The organism is Stutzerimonas marianensis (assembly GCF_022810315.1).
Lineage (GTDB): Bacteria > Pseudomonadota > Gammaproteobacteria > Pseudomonadales > Pseudomonadaceae > Stutzerimonas > Stutzerimonas marianensis.
Window position 1 is genome coordinate 23852 of record NZ_JALGRD010000008.1, and the last position, 15674, is coordinate 39525.

At 62.5% G+C, this 15674-nt stretch carries 14 protein-coding genes; 12 read left to right on the plus strand and 2 right to left on the minus strand.

Going from position 1 to position 15674, the window contains the following annotated elements; translation table 11 throughout:
- The first annotated feature begins 124 nt into the window (after positions 1-124).
- The 11 genes from MST27_RS14625 to MST27_RS14675 all read left to right on the plus strand — a co-directional run bounded on the left by MST27_RS14625 (position 125) and on the right by MST27_RS14675 (position 14121).
- Positions 125-2899 carry an LPS-assembly protein LptD gene (locus MST27_RS14625; RefSeq protein WP_243606679.1) on the plus strand — a complete coding sequence of 925 codons (2775 nt, stop codon included), beginning with the start codon at positions 125-127 and terminating at the stop codon, positions 2897-2899.
- Positions 2880-4187 (plus strand): peptidylprolyl isomerase, encoded by a 1308-nt coding sequence (locus MST27_RS14630; protein WP_243606680.1) that lies wholly within the window; start codon positions 2880-2882, stop codon positions 4185-4187. The genes MST27_RS14625 and MST27_RS14630 overlap by 20 nt, the downstream gene beginning before the upstream one ends.
- 86 nt (positions 4188-4273) lie before the next feature.
- Positions 4274-5272: a 4-hydroxythreonine-4-phosphate dehydrogenase PdxA gene (gene pdxA, locus MST27_RS14635; RefSeq protein WP_243606681.1), complete on the plus strand. Its 999-nt coding sequence runs from the start codon at positions 4274-4276 to the stop codon at positions 5270-5272.
- Positions 5273-5405: 133 nt separating this feature from the next.
- On the plus strand, positions 5406-6200 hold the full coding sequence (gene rsmA / locus MST27_RS14640) for a 16S rRNA (adenine(1518)-N(6)/adenine(1519)-N(6))-dimethyltransferase RsmA (RefSeq protein WP_243606682.1): 795 nt from the start codon (positions 5406-5408) through the stop codon (positions 6198-6200).
- Positions 6201-6227: 27 nt separating this feature from the next.
- The gene (gene apaG / locus MST27_RS14645) at positions 6228-6608 is read left to right on the plus strand and encodes a Co2+/Mg2+ efflux protein ApaG (RefSeq protein WP_243606683.1); all 381 of its coding nucleotides are present in this window, start codon (positions 6228-6230) and stop codon (positions 6606-6608) included.
- Entirely contained in the window at positions 6605-7426 is an 822-nt protein-coding gene (locus MST27_RS14650) for a symmetrical bis(5'-nucleosyl)-tetraphosphatase (protein WP_243606684.1), read from the plus strand. Before apaG ends, MST27_RS14650 begins: the two co-directional genes overlap by 4 nt.
- Entirely contained in the window at positions 7423-7752 is a 330-nt protein-coding gene (gene glpE, locus MST27_RS14655) for a thiosulfate sulfurtransferase GlpE (protein WP_243606685.1), read from the plus strand. The genes MST27_RS14650 and glpE overlap by 4 nt, the downstream gene beginning before the upstream one ends.
- Positions 7753-8021: 269 nt before the next feature.
- On the plus strand, positions 8022-9944 hold the full coding sequence (locus MST27_RS14660) for a PrkA family serine protein kinase (RefSeq protein ID WP_243606686.1): 1923 nt from the start codon (positions 8022-8024) through the stop codon (positions 9942-9944).
- 80 nt (positions 9945-10024) lie between these two features.
- Entirely contained in the window at positions 10025-11296 is a 1272-nt protein-coding gene (locus MST27_RS14665) for a YeaH/YhbH family protein (protein ID WP_243606687.1), read from the plus strand.
- Positions 11297-11306: 10 nt separating this feature from the next.
- The gene (locus MST27_RS14670; RefSeq protein WP_243606688.1) at positions 11307-12860 is read left to right on the plus strand and encodes a SpoVR family protein; all 1554 of its coding nucleotides are present in this window, start codon (positions 11307-11309) and stop codon (positions 12858-12860) included.
- 85 nt (positions 12861-12945) lie between these two features.
- Positions 12946-14121 carry a multifunctional CCA addition/repair protein gene (locus MST27_RS14675; protein WP_243606689.1) on the plus strand — a complete coding sequence of 392 codons (1176 nt, stop codon included), beginning with the start codon at positions 12946-12948 and terminating at the stop codon, positions 14119-14121.
- A gap of 11 nt (positions 14122-14132) precedes the next feature.
- Here MST27_RS14675 and folK read toward each other — a convergent pair whose 3' ends face one another.
- Both folK and folB read right to left on the minus strand, forming a co-directional pair.
- Entirely contained in the window at positions 14133-14678 is a 546-nt protein-coding gene (gene folK / locus MST27_RS14680; RefSeq protein WP_243606690.1) for a 2-amino-4-hydroxy-6-hydroxymethyldihydropteridine diphosphokinase, read from the minus strand.
- On the minus strand, positions 14669-15022 hold the full coding sequence (gene folB / locus MST27_RS14685) for a dihydroneopterin aldolase (RefSeq protein ID WP_243606691.1): 354 nt from the start codon (positions 15020-15022) through the stop codon (positions 14669-14671). Before folB ends, folK begins: the two co-directional genes overlap by 10 nt.
- A 75-nt stretch (positions 15023-15097) precedes the next feature.
- On the opposite strand from folB, the gene plsY reads away from it, so the two are divergent.
- Entirely contained in the window at positions 15098-15667 is a 570-nt protein-coding gene (gene plsY / locus MST27_RS14690) for a glycerol-3-phosphate 1-O-acyltransferase PlsY (protein ID WP_243606692.1), read from the plus strand.
- The last annotated feature ends 7 nt before the right edge of the window (positions 15668-15674 follow it).

The following is a 15674-nucleotide window of genomic DNA, read 5'->3' on the forward strand; positions in this document are numbered from 1 at the left end:
GTCTCCACGGCGCTAGCCGATCAGCAGGTCATGCTTTATTATCCAGCATCTTTTTCAGACCATCGAGAGGCGTGCGGCCTAGCCCGGCCGATGGCTCGCCGCAAGCACGGACCCGAAAAACAAGATGGCAGTCAAATATCCCGCTTTTCGTAAAAAATTCCCTCTTTTGGTTACGGGTGGGCTGCTGGCATTGCAACCCGTAGCGACACCCCTGGTCATCGCGGCAGAACAATTCGCCTGTCAGCCCGGCGCCAACGGCGGCTGGGACTGCGCGACCGAGACGCCCGCCGAGGCGTTGCCTCCCCGTCCCGTCCACCCGGGAAGCGCCGCCGCCAGCGACCCGGCCCAGCCCGCGACCGAAACGCGCAAGACCGCTTCCCGCCCGGCGACCGCCACCACTACTCAGGTGTCAGAAGCTCGCGGCCGCGCCCTGGCGTCGCGTAGCGCCGACTACAGCCATCTGGACTGGGTCCCGCGTGATCAACTGACCAACGCGCAATTGGCCGAAACCGGCCCGTACTGCTCCGGTACCTATGTCGAACCGAACCGTCCCGGACAGTTCGATGACACGCCGATGAGCGAGGCGCCGACTTATGTTTCGGCGCGGGCGACGCGCTATGAGCAGCAACAGGAAGTCGCCACGCTCGCCGGTGATGTGGTGCTGCGCCAGGGCAGCATCCAGGCCGAAGCGGACGAGGCGAACCTCTACCAGCTTGAAAACCGTGGTGAACTTCGCGGCAACGTGCGCCTGCGCGATCGTGGCGCGCTCATGGTCGGCGACCGTGCCGAACTGCTGCTCGACACCGGCGAGGCCAAGGTCGAGAACGCCGAATACGTGGTGCATGAAGGCAAGGTCCGGGGTAACGCGCAATACGCCAAGCGCGAAGAAAACGCCATCATTCGCCTCAAGGACGGGACCTACACCCGCTGCGAGCCGGGCGACAACGATTGGTACCTGCAAGGCAATAACGTGACCCTGAACCCGGCCACCGGTTTCGGTTCGGCCACCAACGTGACGCTGCGGGTCAAGGGCGTACCGGTATTCTATACGCCGTACATCTATTTCCCGATCGACGACCGCCGCCAGTCCGGCTTCCTCGCCCCGAGCATCAGCTCGTCCAGCGACACCGGCCTGTCACTCGTCACGCCTTACTATTTCAACCTGGCGCCGAACTTCGATGCCACCCTGTACCCGAACTACATGAGCGATCGCGGCCTGTTGATGGAAGGCGAATTTCGCTATCTGACGCGCAACAGCGAAGGTCAGTTCGGCGCGGCCTATCTGGACGACAGCAACGACGACCGCAAGCTGCAATCCGAATACGAAGACCAGCGCTGGATGTACAGCTGGCAGCACCGAACCGGTCTGGATTCGCGCTGGCTGGCAGAGGTCGACTACACCGACATCAGCGATCCCTATTATTTCCAGGATCTGGACACCAATCTCGACATCGACCAGCCGGACCATCTCGACCAGCGAGGCACCCTGACCTACCGAGCGCCGAGCTACACGGCACGCCTGAACGTGCACGCCTACGAGCGCGCCACGATCGCCGATGTCACGCCCTACGAGCGGCTGCCCCAGTTGACTCTGAACGGTGCCCTGCCCTTCCAGCCGGGTGGCGTACGCTTCGCCTACAACACCGAGTTCGTGAGCTTCCAGCGCAGCCTGCGCAGCGGCTACTTCACGGACGAGGATGGCAACACCGGGACTTCCGAACAGCTTTGGTATGACGCTCGGCTAAGAGGCCTGAATCGCGCCGAAGGCGAACGCCTGCACCTCGAGCCGGGCATGAGTCTGCCTCTAGACTGGAGCTGGGGCTTCATCAAGCCCTCGTTGAAGTACGCGTATACCCGTTACGACCTGACGCTCGACAACAGGGGCCGCAGCGAAGTCACCGACTTCGATGATTCACCCGATCGCAGCATCCCGATCGCCAGCCTCGACACCGGGCTGTATTTCGATCGCGACACCAACTGGTTCGGCAAGGATTATCGCCAGACGCTCGAACCACGCCTGTTCTACCTGTACGTCCCCTACGAAGACCAGAGCGACATCCCTGTCTTCGATACCGGCGAAAGCACCTTCAGCTACGCCTCGCTGTGGCGCGAGAATCGCTTCTCCGGCAAGGACCGCATCGGTGACGCCAACCAGGTTTCGCTGGGTGTGACCAACCGCTGGATCGAGCCGAACGGAATGGAGCGCCAGCGCTTCAGCATCGGCCAGACTTACTACTTCCGCGATCGCAAGGTCCAGTTGCCGAATCTGGAGGACCGCCCGGGCTCGACGTCCGATGTGTCGCCCTACGCGCTGGAATACATGTTCCGCTTCAACCGCGACTGGCGCTTCACCTCGACCTTCAACTGGGACCCGGACGAAGGCCGCACCCGCTCGGGCAGTGCCATGTTCCACTACCAGCCGGCGGACAACCCGAACAAGATCCTCAACGTTGGCTATCGCTATCGCAACGACACCGTTCGCTTCGACCAGGCGACCGGCCAATGGACCTACGGCGGCGACTACGGCACGCCGGGCACGCCCGAGTACATCGAGGATTACTACAAGATCAACCAGCACGACATCTCGGCGATCTGGCCGATCGTGCCGCAGTGGAGCGTCATCGGTCGCTGGCAGCACGACTACAGCCGCAACCGCACCCTCGAAGCCTACGGCGGCTTCGAGTACGACAGCTGCTGCTGGAAGCTGCGTCTGATCAACCGCTACTGGATCGACTACGACGAAACCAGTCTCAACCCATCGCAGAACGACGAGCCAGACAATGGCATCTTCCTGCAAATCGTCCTCAAGGGACTCGGCGGCGTGTTTGGCAGCTCGACCGAGACGTTCCTCGAGGAGGGCATACAAGGCTACCGTGAACGTGAAGACCAAGCTTTCTGATTTCGTGCGCCCGCTCTTGCTGGGTGCACTGCTCCTGGGTAACGCCTCGATCGCCACCAGCGTATCGGCCGAGGTTCGCCCGCTGGATCGCATCGTGGCGATCGTTGACAACGACGTGATCATGCAGAGCCAACTGGACCAGCGCATGCAGGAGGTCCGGCAGACCATCGAGAAGCGCGGCGCGCAGATGCCGCCGACCGAGGAAATGGAACAGCAGGTGCTCGAACGCTTGATCACCGAGAACCTGCAGCTGCAGATCGGTGAGCGCTCAGGCATTCGCATTTCCGACGAGGAACTCAACCAGGCGATGGGCACCATCGCCCAACGCAACAACATGTCCCTCGATCAGTTCCGCGCTGCCCTCGAGCGGGACGGCCTGAGCCTCGAGACCGCACGCGAGCAGATCCGCCGGGAGATGGTGATCAGCCGAGTCCGCCAGCGTCGCATCGCCGAGCGGGTACAGGTATCGAATCAGGAGGTGAAGAACTTCCTGGCGTCCGACCTGGGCAAGCTGCAGCTCTCCGAGGAATATCGTCTAGCCAACATTCTGATCCCGGTGTCCGAATCGGCCGACTCGGCAGCCATTCAGGCCGCTGAGCGGACCGCGATGGAGACCTACCAGCAGCTGCAGAACGGTGCCGACTTCGGCCAATTGGCTGTCAGCCGTTCGGCGAGCGAGAACGCCTTGGAAGGCGGTGACATGGGCTGGCGCAAGGCCGCACAACTGCCGCCGCCTTTCGACAGCCAGGTCCGGGAGATGTCCGTTGGCGAAGTCACGCAGCCAGTACGTACACCGCCAGGTTTCATCCTGCTCAAGGTCCTCGACAAGCGCGGCGGCGAAACCCAGGTTCGGGATGAAGTCCACGTCCGCCATATCCTGATCAAACCCAGCCAGATTCGCAGCGAGGAGGAGAGCCGTCGTCTGATCGAACGGCTGCGTGACCGTATCCTGGCGGGCGAGAGCTTTGCCGACCTGGCGAAGAACTTCTCCGAGGACCCGGGTTCGGCGCTCAACGGTGGCGACCTGAACTGGGTCGACCCGAACTCGCTGGTACCGGAATTCCGCGATGTGATGACCAACATTCCGAGCGGCCAGCTGTCCGAGCCCTTCAAGACGCCGTACGGCTGGCACATCCTCGAAGTACTGGGCCGTCGCGCCACCGATGCCAGCGAGGAGTTCCGCGAGCAGCAGGCACTAAACGCGTTGCGCAACCGTAAGTACGAGGAAGAGTTGCAGGCCTGGCTGCGCCAGATCCGCGACGAGGCCTACATCGAAATCAAGATCTGACCGATCGGGCCGGACCGGCTTGATCATTCGCCACCCGAACGGGCCTGCCAGCATTGGCCGGCCCGTTTTTCATTGAGGCCCCGATCATGACCAAACGCTTTGCCCTGACCCCCGGCGAGCCCGCTGGCATCGGGCCGGACCTGTGCCTGCTGCTGGCCCGCGAAGCACAACCACACGCGCTCGTCGCCGTCGCCAGCAAGGACCTGCTGCGATCCCGGGCCGAAGCGCTGGGCCTGAGCATTCAGCTCGTCGAGGTCAGCCCCGGTCATTGGCCAAGCCTTCCAGTCGCTGCCGGCTGTCTCTATGTCTGGGACACGCCGCTGGGCAGAGCGGCGCACGCAGGCCAGCTGGATATGGCCAACGCGGCCTATGTGCTGGAAACGCTGTCACGTGCCGGGCGTGGCTGTCTGGACCGCAGCTTCGACGGGATGATCACTGCGCCCGTGCACAAGGGCATCATCAACGAAGCCGGCATTCCCTTTTCCGGGCACACCGAGTTCCTCGCCGAGCTGACCGGCACCGAGCAGGTGGTGATGATGCTGGCCACACGCGGCCTGCGGGTCGCGCTGGTCACCACGCACCTGCCACTCAAGGAGGTGGCTGCCGCGATCACCGTCGAACGTTTGCAGCGCGTCATTCGCATCCTGCAACGGGACCTGGTCGGCAAATTCGGAATCGCCAGGCCGCGCATCCTTGTCTGCGGGCTCAATCCCCATGCGGGCGAAGGCGGGCATCTGGGACGAGAGGAGATCGACATCATCGAACCGACCCTGCAGACCCTGCGCCACGAAGGCATCGATCTCGTCGGCCCGCTACCGGCCGACACCCTCTTCACGCCCAAGCATCTGGAGCACTGCGACGCCGTGCTGGCGATGTATCACGATCAGGGCCTGCCAGTGCTCAAGTACAAAGGCTTCGGCGCTGCGGTGAACGTCACCCTAGGGCTGCCCATCGTGCGGACGTCGGTCGACCACGGCACCGCCCTGGATCTCGCCGGCACCGGGAGAATCGATACGGGCAGCCTGCAGGTGGCACTCGAGACGGCCTATCAGATGGCCGGAGATCGAACGCTGGCGGGTGCGTAACCCGGGCGCCTCAGGTTACGTATCGCGGCGACCAGCGCTTTTGTCGTCGCCCCCTTGCCCCGCCTGCTAAAATGCGCGCCTTTTCGCTTCCAGCTTCAAGCTTCAGGCTTCGAGCTGCCCCTTGGAGCTTTCGATGTCCGATTACCAACACCGTGCGCGCAAGCGCTTCGGCCAGAATTTTCTTCACGACGCCGGGGTGATCCACCGCATCCTGCGCGCCATCCACGCCAAACCCGGCGAACGGCTCGTGGAGATCGGGCCCGGCCAGGGTGCCTTGACCGAAGGCCTTCTCGACAGCGGTGCGCACCTGGATGTAGTCGAGCTGGACCTAGACCTCATCCCGATCCTCCAGCACAAATTCGCGGAACGCGACAACTTCGCCCTCAACCAGGGCGATGCGCTGAAGTTCGACTTTCGGCAGCTTTGCAGCGAGCCACGCACTCTGCGCATCGTCGGCAACCTGCCCTACAACATTTCCACGCCGCTGATCTTCCACCTGCTCGACCACGCCGAGCTGATCCGCGACATGCATTTCATGCTGCAGAAGGAGGTGGTGGAGCGGTTGGCCGCCGAGCCAGGCGGTGGCGACTGGGGACGGCTGTCGATCATGGTTCAGTACCACTGCCGGGTCGAGCACCTGTTCAACGTTGGGCCCGGTGCGTTCAACCCGGCCCCCAAGGTCGATTCGGCAATCGTGCGCCTGGTACCGCATGGAGTGCTGCCACATCGGGCTCAGGATCCGCGCCAGCTGGAAATCCTGGTCCGCCAGGCCTTCAACCAGCGTCGCAAGACGCTGCGCAACACACTGAAGGGCCTACTTGACGCCGACGCCATTGCCGCGGCAGGCGTCGATGGCAGCCTGCGGCCGGAACAGTTGGACCTGGCCGCGTTCGTAAGATTGTCCGACCAGCTTTCCGCGCGCGGCTGAAGGCGTAACACCGAGCAGGAGCAACGAATGTCAGATGACCGTTACAGGATCGATGTCAGCGTCAGTCCCGAATACCTGGCGGCGCAGTCGCAGCCTGAACAAAACCGCTATGCCTTTGCCTACACCATAACCATTGAAAACAATGGTCAGCTCACCGCACAGCTGCTGTCCCGTCATTGGATCATCACCGACGGCGACGGCCAGGTGCAGGAAGTGCGCGGCCCCGGCGTGGTTGGCGAGCAGCCCGTGATCGCACCTGGCCACCGCCATATCTATACCAGCGGCACGCTGATGGCCTCGCGCGTCGGAACCATGCAGGGCAGCTACCAGATGCTGGCCGAGGACGGCCATACCTTCGACGCCGAGATCGCGCCCTTCCGGCTGGCCGTACCCGGAGCCTTGCATTGACTACCTACGCTGTCGGCGACCTCCAGGGTTGCCTCGAACCGCTGAAATGCCTGCTCGACCGCGTCGACTTCAGCCCCTCCCGCGACTGCCTCTGGCTGGCCGGTGATCTGGTCAACCGCGGCCCGCAATCGCTCGAAGCCTTGCGATTTGCGCGTGACCTGGGCACGTCCGGCGTCACCGTGCTCGGCAATCACGATCTGCACCTGCTCGCCGTGGCGCACAACATCGAGCGGCTGAAGAAAAACGACACCCTTCAACCCATCCTCGACGCCCCCGACCGGGCGGACCTGATCGACTGGCTTCGCCAGCAGAAACTGGTCCATCACGATGCCGACCGCGAAACCACCATGGTGCATGCCGGCATTCCACCGCAGTGGTCATTGAACAAGGCCCTGCGGCGCGCAGCTGAAGTCGAGGAGGTGTTGCGCGACGATGCCAGGCTGCTGCCCTTTCTCGACGGCATGTACGGCAACCAGCCAGCGAAATGGAACAAGGAGCTCAGGGGCATTCCGCGGCTGCGGCTGATCACCAACTATTTCACCCGCATGCGCTTCTGCAAGGCCGACGGCACCCTGGATCTCGAAGCCAAGGAAGGGCTCGACAGCGCACCGGCGGGCTTTGCGCCCTGGTTCAGTCATGCGAACCGCAAGATGCGCGGATGCCGGATCCTTTTCGGCCACTGGGCTGCGCTCGAAGGGCGCTGCGACGAACCCAACGTCTTCGCGCTGGACACAGGTTGTGTCTGGGGCAATAGCATGACGCTGATGAATCTGGACAACGACGAACTGCACCACTGCGATTGCGAGCCCCAGCCATGACCGATTTCAAACGCATCTCCCCCGAACAGGCCCAGGCATTGCGCAGCCAAGGCGGCGTCGTGGTCGATATCCGCGACACTCATAGCTATGCAAACGGCCATATCGCCGGATCGTCCCACCTGGACAACCACTCCCTGCCCGACTTCATCGCCGCTGCCGATCTGGACCAGCCCCTGATTGTGACCTGCTACCACGGCCATTCGAGCCAGAGTGCAGCCGCCTACCTAGCCCACCAGGGGTTTTCGGACGTCTACAGCCTCGACGGCGGTTTCGAACTCTGGCGGCAAACCTACCCCGACCAGGTCGAGACGGGCGAACCCACGTAAAAATTTTTCCCGCGTAAGGCCGCGAAACCCGTGGCCTTACAGCACCCTCCCGACGAAACGCAGCGGTTATCGCGCGTCCTTTCCCTTGAATTTGCTGAATCCGAACTATCCTTGAGTTCAGGCCATCCAAACAAATGGAAGCCGCTTTCGGCTAGAGGCCTCAGGTTTCGACCATTAGGTGTTCGGGGGGACTCCAAGGGCCGATAGTCGGCCGGTACCTGAATGCCTGATGACAACACCGGCTCCGAGCATCGTCCGAGGTGAAGTCAATGAGCATTTTTAGCCATTTCCAGCAACGATTCGAAGCGACCCGCCAGGAAGAATATTCGCTTCAGGAATATCTCGATCTGTGCAAGGAAGACCGGAGCACCTACGCCACCGCCGCGGAGCGCCTGCTGATGGCGATTGGTGAACCGGAACTGGTCGACACTTCCGCCGATCCACGCCTGTCACGCATCTTTTCCAACAAGGTGATCCGTCGCTACCCGGCGTTCGAGGATTTCCACGGCATGGAAGACTGCATCGACCAGATCGTGTCGTACTTCCGTCACGCCGCGCAGGGGCTGGAAGAGAAGAAACAGATCCTCTATCTGCTCGGCCCGGTAGGCGGCGGCAAGTCATCCCTGGCCGAAAAGCTCAAGCAATTGATGGAGAAGGTGCCCTTCTACGCCATCAAGGGTTCGCCGGTATTCGAATCGCCCCTCGGGCTGTTCAATCCTGCAGAGGACGCCGACATCCTCGAGGAAGACTACGGCATCCCGCGCCGCTACCTCACCTCGATCATGTCGCCCTGGGCCACCAAGCGCCTGCAGGAATTCGGCGGCGATATCAGCCAGTTCCGCGTGGTCAAGCTCTACCCCTCGATCCTCAACCAGATCGCCGTCGCCAAGACCGAACCGGGAGACGAGAACAACCAGGACATCTCCGCGCTGGTCGGCAAGGTGGATATCCGCAAGCTGGAGGAATTCCCGCAGAACGATGCCGATGCCTACAGCTACTCGGGCGCGCTGTGCCGGGCCAACCAGGGCCTGATGGAATTCGTCGAGATGTTCAAGGCACCGATTAAGGTCCTGCATCCGCTGCTGACGGCGACCCAGGAGGGCAACTACAACAGTACCGAGGGCCTGGGCGCGATTCCCTACAGCGGCATCCTGCTGGCGCACTCAAACGAGTCGGAGTGGCACAGCTTCCGCAACAACAAGAACAACGAGGCGTTCATCGATCGCATCTACATCGTCAAGGTGCCCTACTGCCTGCGCGTCTCGGATGAGATCAAGATCTATGACAAGTTGCTGGCCAACAGCTCGCTGGCCAAGGCGCACTGCGCACCGGACACGCTGAAGATGCTGGCGCAGTTCTCCGTACTCAGCCGTCTGAAGGAACCGGAAAACTCGAATATCTACTCGAAGATGCGCGTCTACGATGGCGAAAACCTCAAGGACACCGATCCCAAGGCCAAGTCGATTCAGGAGTACCGCGACTCCGCCGGTGTCGACGAGGGCATGAACGGGCTCTCGACCCGCTTCGCCTTCAAGATCCTGTCCAAGGTCTTCAACTTCGACCCGCACGAAGTCGCCGCCAACCCGGTGCACCTGCTCTATGTACTCGAGCAGCAGATCGAGCAGGAGCAGTTCCCGGCCGAGGTGCGCGAACGTTACCTGCGCTTCATCAAGGAATACCTCGCGCCGCGCTACGTCGACTTCATCGGCAAGGAGATCCAGACCGCCTACCTCGAGTCTTACAGCGAGTACGGGCAGAACATCTTCGACCGCTACGTGCTGTACGCCGACTTCTGGATTCAGGACCAGGAATACCGCGACCCGGAGACCGGGGAGATTCTCAACCGCGCAGCCCTCAACGAGGAGTTGGAAAAGATCGAGAAACCGGCAGGCATCAGCAATCCGAAGGATTTCCGCAACGAGATCGTCAACTTCGTGCTGCGCGCCCGCGCCAACAACAACGGCAAGAACCCTTCGTGGCTCAGCTACGAGAAGCTGCGCGTCGTGATCGAGAAGAAGATGTTCTCCAACACCGAGGACCTGCTGCCGGTCATCAGCTTCAACGCCAAGGCCAGCAAGGAGGATCAGAAGAAGCACAACGATTTCGTCGTGCGCATGGTCGAGCGCGGCTACACCGAGAAGCAGGTCCGCCTGTTGTCGGAGTGGTACCTGCGGGTGCGTAAATCGCAGTAAGCAGCTGGTAGCCTGAAGCCGGATGCGCACACGGCACCGGCTTCAGGCTTACGACTTCCAGCTCTGCCCGGAGGGCTTCTATGAGCTATGTGATCGACCGCCGTTTGAACGGCAAGAACAAGAGCACGGTCAATCGCCAGCGATTCCTGCAGCGATACCGTGGGCATATCAAGAAGGCGGTGGAAGAGGCCGTCGGCCGCCGGTCCATCACCGATATGGAGCATGGCGAGCAGATCAGCATCCCTGGCCGGGATATCGACGAACCCATCCTCCATCACGGTCGTGGTGGTCGACAGACGATCGTCCACCCGGGCAACAAGGAATTCGTCGCTGGCGAGCGCATTCCCCGGCCGCAGGGCGGAGGCGGCGGACAAGGGTCCGGCCAGGCCAGCAACAGCGGCGAAGGCATGGACGACTTCGTCTTTCAGATCACTCAGGAAGAATTCCTCGACTTCATGTTCGAGGACCTGGAACTGCCCAACCTGGTCAAGCGGCACCTGGCCGGGACGGACACCTTCAAGACCGTGCGCGCCGGCATCAGCAACGAGGGCAACCCTTCGCGCATCAACATCATCCGCACGCTGCGCTCGGCGCACGCCCGGCGCATCGCCCTGTCAGGCAGCAGCCGGGCCAAGCTGCGGGAGGTCAAAGCTGAACTGGCTCGCCTGAAGCTCGAGGAACCAGCGAATTTCACCGATATCCAGGCCGCCGAGGAGGAAATCGAGCGGCTGAGCGCGCGCATTCATCGCGTGCCCTTTCTCGATACCTTCGACCTCAAGTACAACCTGCTGGTCAAGCACCCCAACCCCAGCTCGAAAGCGGTGATGTTCTGCCTGATGGACGTTTCCGGCTCCATGACCCAGGCCACCAAGGATATCGCCAAGCGTTTCTTCATCCTTTTGTACCTGTTCCTCAAGCGGAACTACGACAAGATCGAAGTGGTGTTCATCCGCCACCACACCAGCGCCAAGGAGGTCGACGAAGAAGAGTTCTTCTACTCGCGCGAAACCGGCGGCACCATCGTTTCCAGCGCGCTGAAGATGATGCAGGAGATCATGGCCGAGCGTTACCCGGTCAACGAGTGGAATATCTACGCGGCGCAGGCGTCCGACGGGGATAACTGGAACGACGACTCACCCATCTGCCGCGACATCCTGGTCAACCAGATCATGCCGTTCGTCCAATACTTCACCTATGTCGAAATCACGCCTCGCGAACACCAGGCCTTGTGGTACGAATACAACCAGGTAGCCGAAGCCTTCAGTGATTCGTTCGCGCAACAGCAACTGGTGACCGCAGGCGACATCTACCCGGTGTTCCGCGAACTCTTCCAGCGGCGCATGGCCAGCTGAGGTAAGCAGCATGAAACGACAGCCCATCTCCACCGGCTCGGAATGGACCTTCGACCTGATCCGCACCTACGACCGTGAGATCGGCCGCATCGCCGAGCGCTACGCCCTGGACACCTACCCCAACCAGATCGAGGTGATCACGGCCGAGCAGATGATGGACGCCTACGCCTCGGTCGGCATGCCGCTGGGCTACCACCACTGGTCCTACGGCAAGCATTTCCTCAGCACGGAGAAATCCTATTCGCGCGGCCAGATGGGGCTGGCGTACGAGATCGTGATCAATTCAGATCCCTGCATCGCCTATCTGATGGAGGAAAACACCATCACGATGCAGGCGCTGGTCATCGCCCACGCCAGCTACGGGCACAACAGCTTCTTCAAGGGCAACTACCTGTTTCGCACCTGGACCGACGCCAGTTCGATCATTGATTACCTGGTGTTCGCCAAGCAGTACATCATGCAATGCGAGGAGCGCCACGGCATCGACGCCGTCGAGGACCTGCTCGACTCCTGCCACGCCCTGATGAACTACGGCGTCGACCGCTACAAGCGCCCCTACCCGATCTCCGCCGAGGAAGAACGGCGCCGGCAGAAGGACCGCGAGGAGCACCTGCAACGGCAGATCAATGACCTCTGGCGCACCATTCCCAAGGGCGCGGACAAGGGCGACGGCCAGGCCGACATGCAACGTTTCCCGGCAGAGCCGCAGGAAAACATCCTTTACTTCATCGAGAAGCACGCCCCGCTACTCGAACCTTGGCAGCGCGAAATCGTGCGGATCGTGCGCAAGATCGCGCAGTATTTCTATCCGCAGCGTCAGACCCAGGTCATGAACGAGGGGTGGGCCACCTTCTGGCACTACACCTTGCTCAACGATCTCTACGACGAAGGGCTGGTCACCGACGGCTTCATGATGGAGTTCCTCCAGTCGCACACCAGCGTGATCTACCAGCCGGGCTTCGACAGCCCCTATTACAGCGGCATCAATCCGTACACGCTCGGCTTTGCCATGTATCAGGACATCCGCCGGATCTGCGAGCACCCGACGGAGGAGGACAAGCGCTGGTTCCCGGACATCGCTGGCAGCGACTGGCTGACGACGGTGAAATTCGCCATGAACAACTTCAAGGACGAGAGCTTCATCCTGCAATTCCTCTCGCCCAAGGTGATCCGCGATCTGAAACTGTTCAGCATCCTGGACGACGACCGCAAGGACGAACTGCTGGTCCCGGCGATTCACGACGAGGGCGGCTATCGCACCCTCCGCGAGCTGCTGGCGGCGCAGTACAACCTGGGCAATCGCGAGCCCAACGTCCAGGTCTGGAGCGTGGACCGGCGCGGCGACCGTTCCCTCACGCTGCGCCACCAGCAGCACGACCGCAAACCGCTGGGCAACTCCACCGACGAGGTGTTGAAGCACCTGCACCGGCTCTGGGGATTCGATGTACACCTGCAATCGATGCAGGACGACAAAGTCGTGTCCACCCACCACATGCCGCCGCGGGTCGACTCCGAGCCGGAGGGCAAATTCGCCGGCATGAACCTAGCGCTTCCACCGATCTGAAGCGCCGGGCAGCGGAGCGACTGAATCACCTCCACTGTTCGCCTTACGGGGCCCATCGTTTATCCTCCGCGCCAACGGAGGACACATGCGGATCTATAAAGTAGGCGGCGCAGTACGCGACAGGCTCCTGGGACGCCCCGTCACCGAGGTCGACTGGGTCGTTGTGGGCGCTCGTGCAGAGGAGATGCAGGCAAAGGGTTATCGGCCCGTAGGCGCCGACTTTCCGGTGTTCCTGCATCCGCAGACCGGCGAGGAATATGCGCTGGCTCGCACCGAGCGCAAGAGCGGGCGCGGCTATGGCGGCTTCACCTTCTACGCCAGTCCCGACGTGACGCTCGAAGACGACCTGACCCGGCGCGACCTGACCATCAATGCCATGGCCGAGGACGAGCACGGCCAGGTGATCGACCCCTACGGCGGGCAGGCCGATCTCGCCGCGCGTCTGCTCCGCCATGTTTCCCCTGCATTCGCCGAAGATCCGCTACGCGTGCTGCGCGTAGCCCGCTTCGCCGCGCGCTATGCCGAGCTGGGCTTTCGCGTCGCCGACGAAACCATGGCGCTCATGAGGCAACTGGCTCGCTCCGGCGAACTGCAGGCACTGACCCCGGAACGGAGCTGGAAAGAGATTTCGCGCGCGCTGATGGAGCCTCGCCCGGATGTGTTCATCCAGGTGCTGCGTGACTGTGGCGCACTGGCTGAACTCTTTCCGCCGCTGGACGCGCTCTTCGACAACGATCGAGTCGGCACCACGCCGGGCATGCTCGCAACGCTGCGCCAGTGCGCCGATCATGATCAGCCGCTACCGGTCCGGTGGGCCTGCCTGCTGCACCCACTCGGAGAAGAGGACCCGCAGAGCGAGAGGCCAGGCCAAGCCATCGAGGAGCTCAACCAGCGCGTCAAGGCGCCGCGCGACTGCCAGGAGCTGGCGTTGCTGGTGGGCCACTTCCAGCACGCGGCACGGAAACCTGCCACGCTGGCACCTGAAGCCCTGTTTGATCTGCTACAGCACTTCGACATCTATCGCCGCCCCGAGCGCTTCGAGCAGTTTCTAGCGGCATGCGACATGATCGCCCGCGGACGCTTCGCCCATGAAGGCCTCAACCCGGCGACGGTTTATCTACGTGACGCCGCCGACGCGGCCCGCGCCGTCCAGGTTAAGCCACTGATGGAAGAAGGGTTGAAAGGCGCGGCGCTGGGTGCTGCACTCAAGCGCGCACGCCTCGAAGCCATTGGCCGATTCCAGGCCGATAGAGCCCTCTGACACGCGGCGGCTCACGCCGTTAACGGGGGCGGAAAGGCCTCGATCAGCGAGGCCGGCGTCAGCTCCCCTTCTCGCCAGCGAAACCTGACAGGCCAGAGGCGCTGATCGATCGCTGCGGCCCTCCACAGATCCTCGAAGGACTGCCCTGAACGCGGCTCGCGACGTCCGGGCTCGAGCAGCGCCAGCGGCCAGAGCACGAAGGCGTTCTTCAATATTTCCGGGCGCGGCAGCTCCAGGCCATGAAAGTTACCCACCTGGTCGCCGTACATGAGCACATCAATGTCCAGCGGCAGCCCCTTGCGCTCGGGGGCATAGCGGCCGTTATCCGCCTCGATGAACTTGAGCCGTCGGTCCAATTCCATCAACGGCAGCTCCGTCACGCCGGCGACGACCAGGTTGTAGAAGTTGTCGCCCTTGTAACCCACCGCCAGGCTTTCGAAGACCGGCGAGCAGCGCATCTCCTCAAGCAGGTCAGCCAGCGCATCCAGCCCAGCGGTCAGGTTGTGCTCGCGCCGGGCATTGCTGCCCAGACCGAGCAATACGGGAGTCAGAGACATCCGCGTTCGATCTCCACGCCGAGCGCCGACGCCCGGGTATTCACGCCCGGCTTGGTCACCCGCAGGCGCAGCCAGGGAATTCCGAAGTCCTCCATCAGCGTGCTCGCCAGCCGCTCGGCAAAAGTCTCCACGAGCTCGAAGCGAGACGATGCGGCAAAGCGATCGATCGCCTGGGTGACGGCGGCATAGTCCAGCGCCTTGGCCAGGTCGTCACCCGCCGCGGCGGGACGAATGTCCCAACCCAGAGTCAGATCCAGACGCAGGCACTGCCGAATGCCGCGCTCCCAGTCATAGGCGCCGATCAGCGTATCCACTTCCAGCCCTTCGATGAAAACCCTATCCACGCAACTTTCTCCCACCGCACGACAACGCATCGCGCGGCCGCTAGACTCAAGGGCTCACCGCCCCGGATGGATGCCATGTTCTGGCAACTGACGCTGTTCGCCTATCTGCTTGGTTCACTGTCGTTCGCCATTGTACTCAGTCGTCTGACCGGCGCGCCTGATCCTCGCGCCAGCGGATCGGGAAATCCCGGCGCCACCAACATGCTAAGGCTGGCGGGTAAGAGGTTGGCGATCGCCACGCTGCTCGGCGATGTCCTCAAGGGGCTGCTACCGATCCTGCTGGCCCGATGGCTCGGCCTGTCGATCGAAGAACAGGCCTGGATCGCCCTGGCCGCGGTGATCGGCCATCTCTATCCGCTGTTCTTTTGCTTTCGAGGCGGCAAGGGCGTCGCCACGGCGGCCGGTGCGCTTCTTGGTCTCTATCCCCCAGCCGCCCTGCTGGCCATCGGCGCTTGGCTGGTCACGATCCGGCTGACCCGCACCAGCTCGCTCGCGGCGCTCGTCGCCCTGCCCCTCTGCCTGCCTCTGCTGGCGTGGCAACAACCCGCCGCCCTTGGGCCGATGGCGTTGCTGTCCTGCCTGATCGTCTGGCGCCACCGTAGCAACCTGCGCGACCTGCATGCCGGTCGAGAGCGACATTTCTGAACCCGGA

What these genes read in the sequence shown, in the direction of transcription:
- MST27_RS14625 (WP_243606679.1), top strand. Translation starts at nt 125, where the DNA reads ATGGCAGTCAAATATCCCGCTTTTCGTAAAAAATTCCCTCTTTTGGTT.
- pdxA (WP_243606681.1), top strand. Translation starts at nt 4,274, where the DNA reads ATGACCAAACGCTTTGCCCTGACCCCCGGCGAGCCCGCTGGCATCGGG.
- rsmA (WP_243606682.1), top strand. Translation starts at nt 5,406, where the DNA reads ATGTCCGATTACCAACACCGTGCGCGCAAGCGCTTCGGCCAGAATTTT.
- apaG (WP_243606683.1), top strand. Translation starts at nt 6,228, where the DNA reads ATGTCAGATGACCGTTACAGGATCGATGTCAGCGTCAGTCCCGAATAC.
- glpE (WP_243606685.1), top strand. Translation starts at nt 7,423, where the DNA reads ATGACCGATTTCAAACGCATCTCCCCCGAACAGGCCCAGGCATTGCGC.
- MST27_RS14660 (WP_243606686.1), top strand. Translation starts at nt 8,022, where the DNA reads ATGAGCATTTTTAGCCATTTCCAGCAACGATTCGAAGCGACCCGCCAG.
- MST27_RS14665 (WP_243606687.1), top strand. Translation starts at nt 10,025, where the DNA reads ATGAGCTATGTGATCGACCGCCGTTTGAACGGCAAGAACAAGAGCACG.
- MST27_RS14670 (WP_243606688.1), top strand. Translation starts at nt 11,307, where the DNA reads ATGAAACGACAGCCCATCTCCACCGGCTCGGAATGGACCTTCGACCTG.
- MST27_RS14675 (WP_243606689.1), top strand. Translation starts at nt 12,946, where the DNA reads ATGCGGATCTATAAAGTAGGCGGCGCAGTACGCGACAGGCTCCTGGGA.
- folK (WP_243606690.1), bottom strand. Translation starts at nt 14,678, where the DNA reads ATGTCTCTGACTCCCGTATTGCTCGGTCTGGGCAGCAATGCCCGGCGC.
- plsY (WP_243606692.1), top strand. Translation starts at nt 15,098, where the DNA reads ATGTTCTGGCAACTGACGCTGTTCGCCTATCTGCTTGGTTCACTGTCG.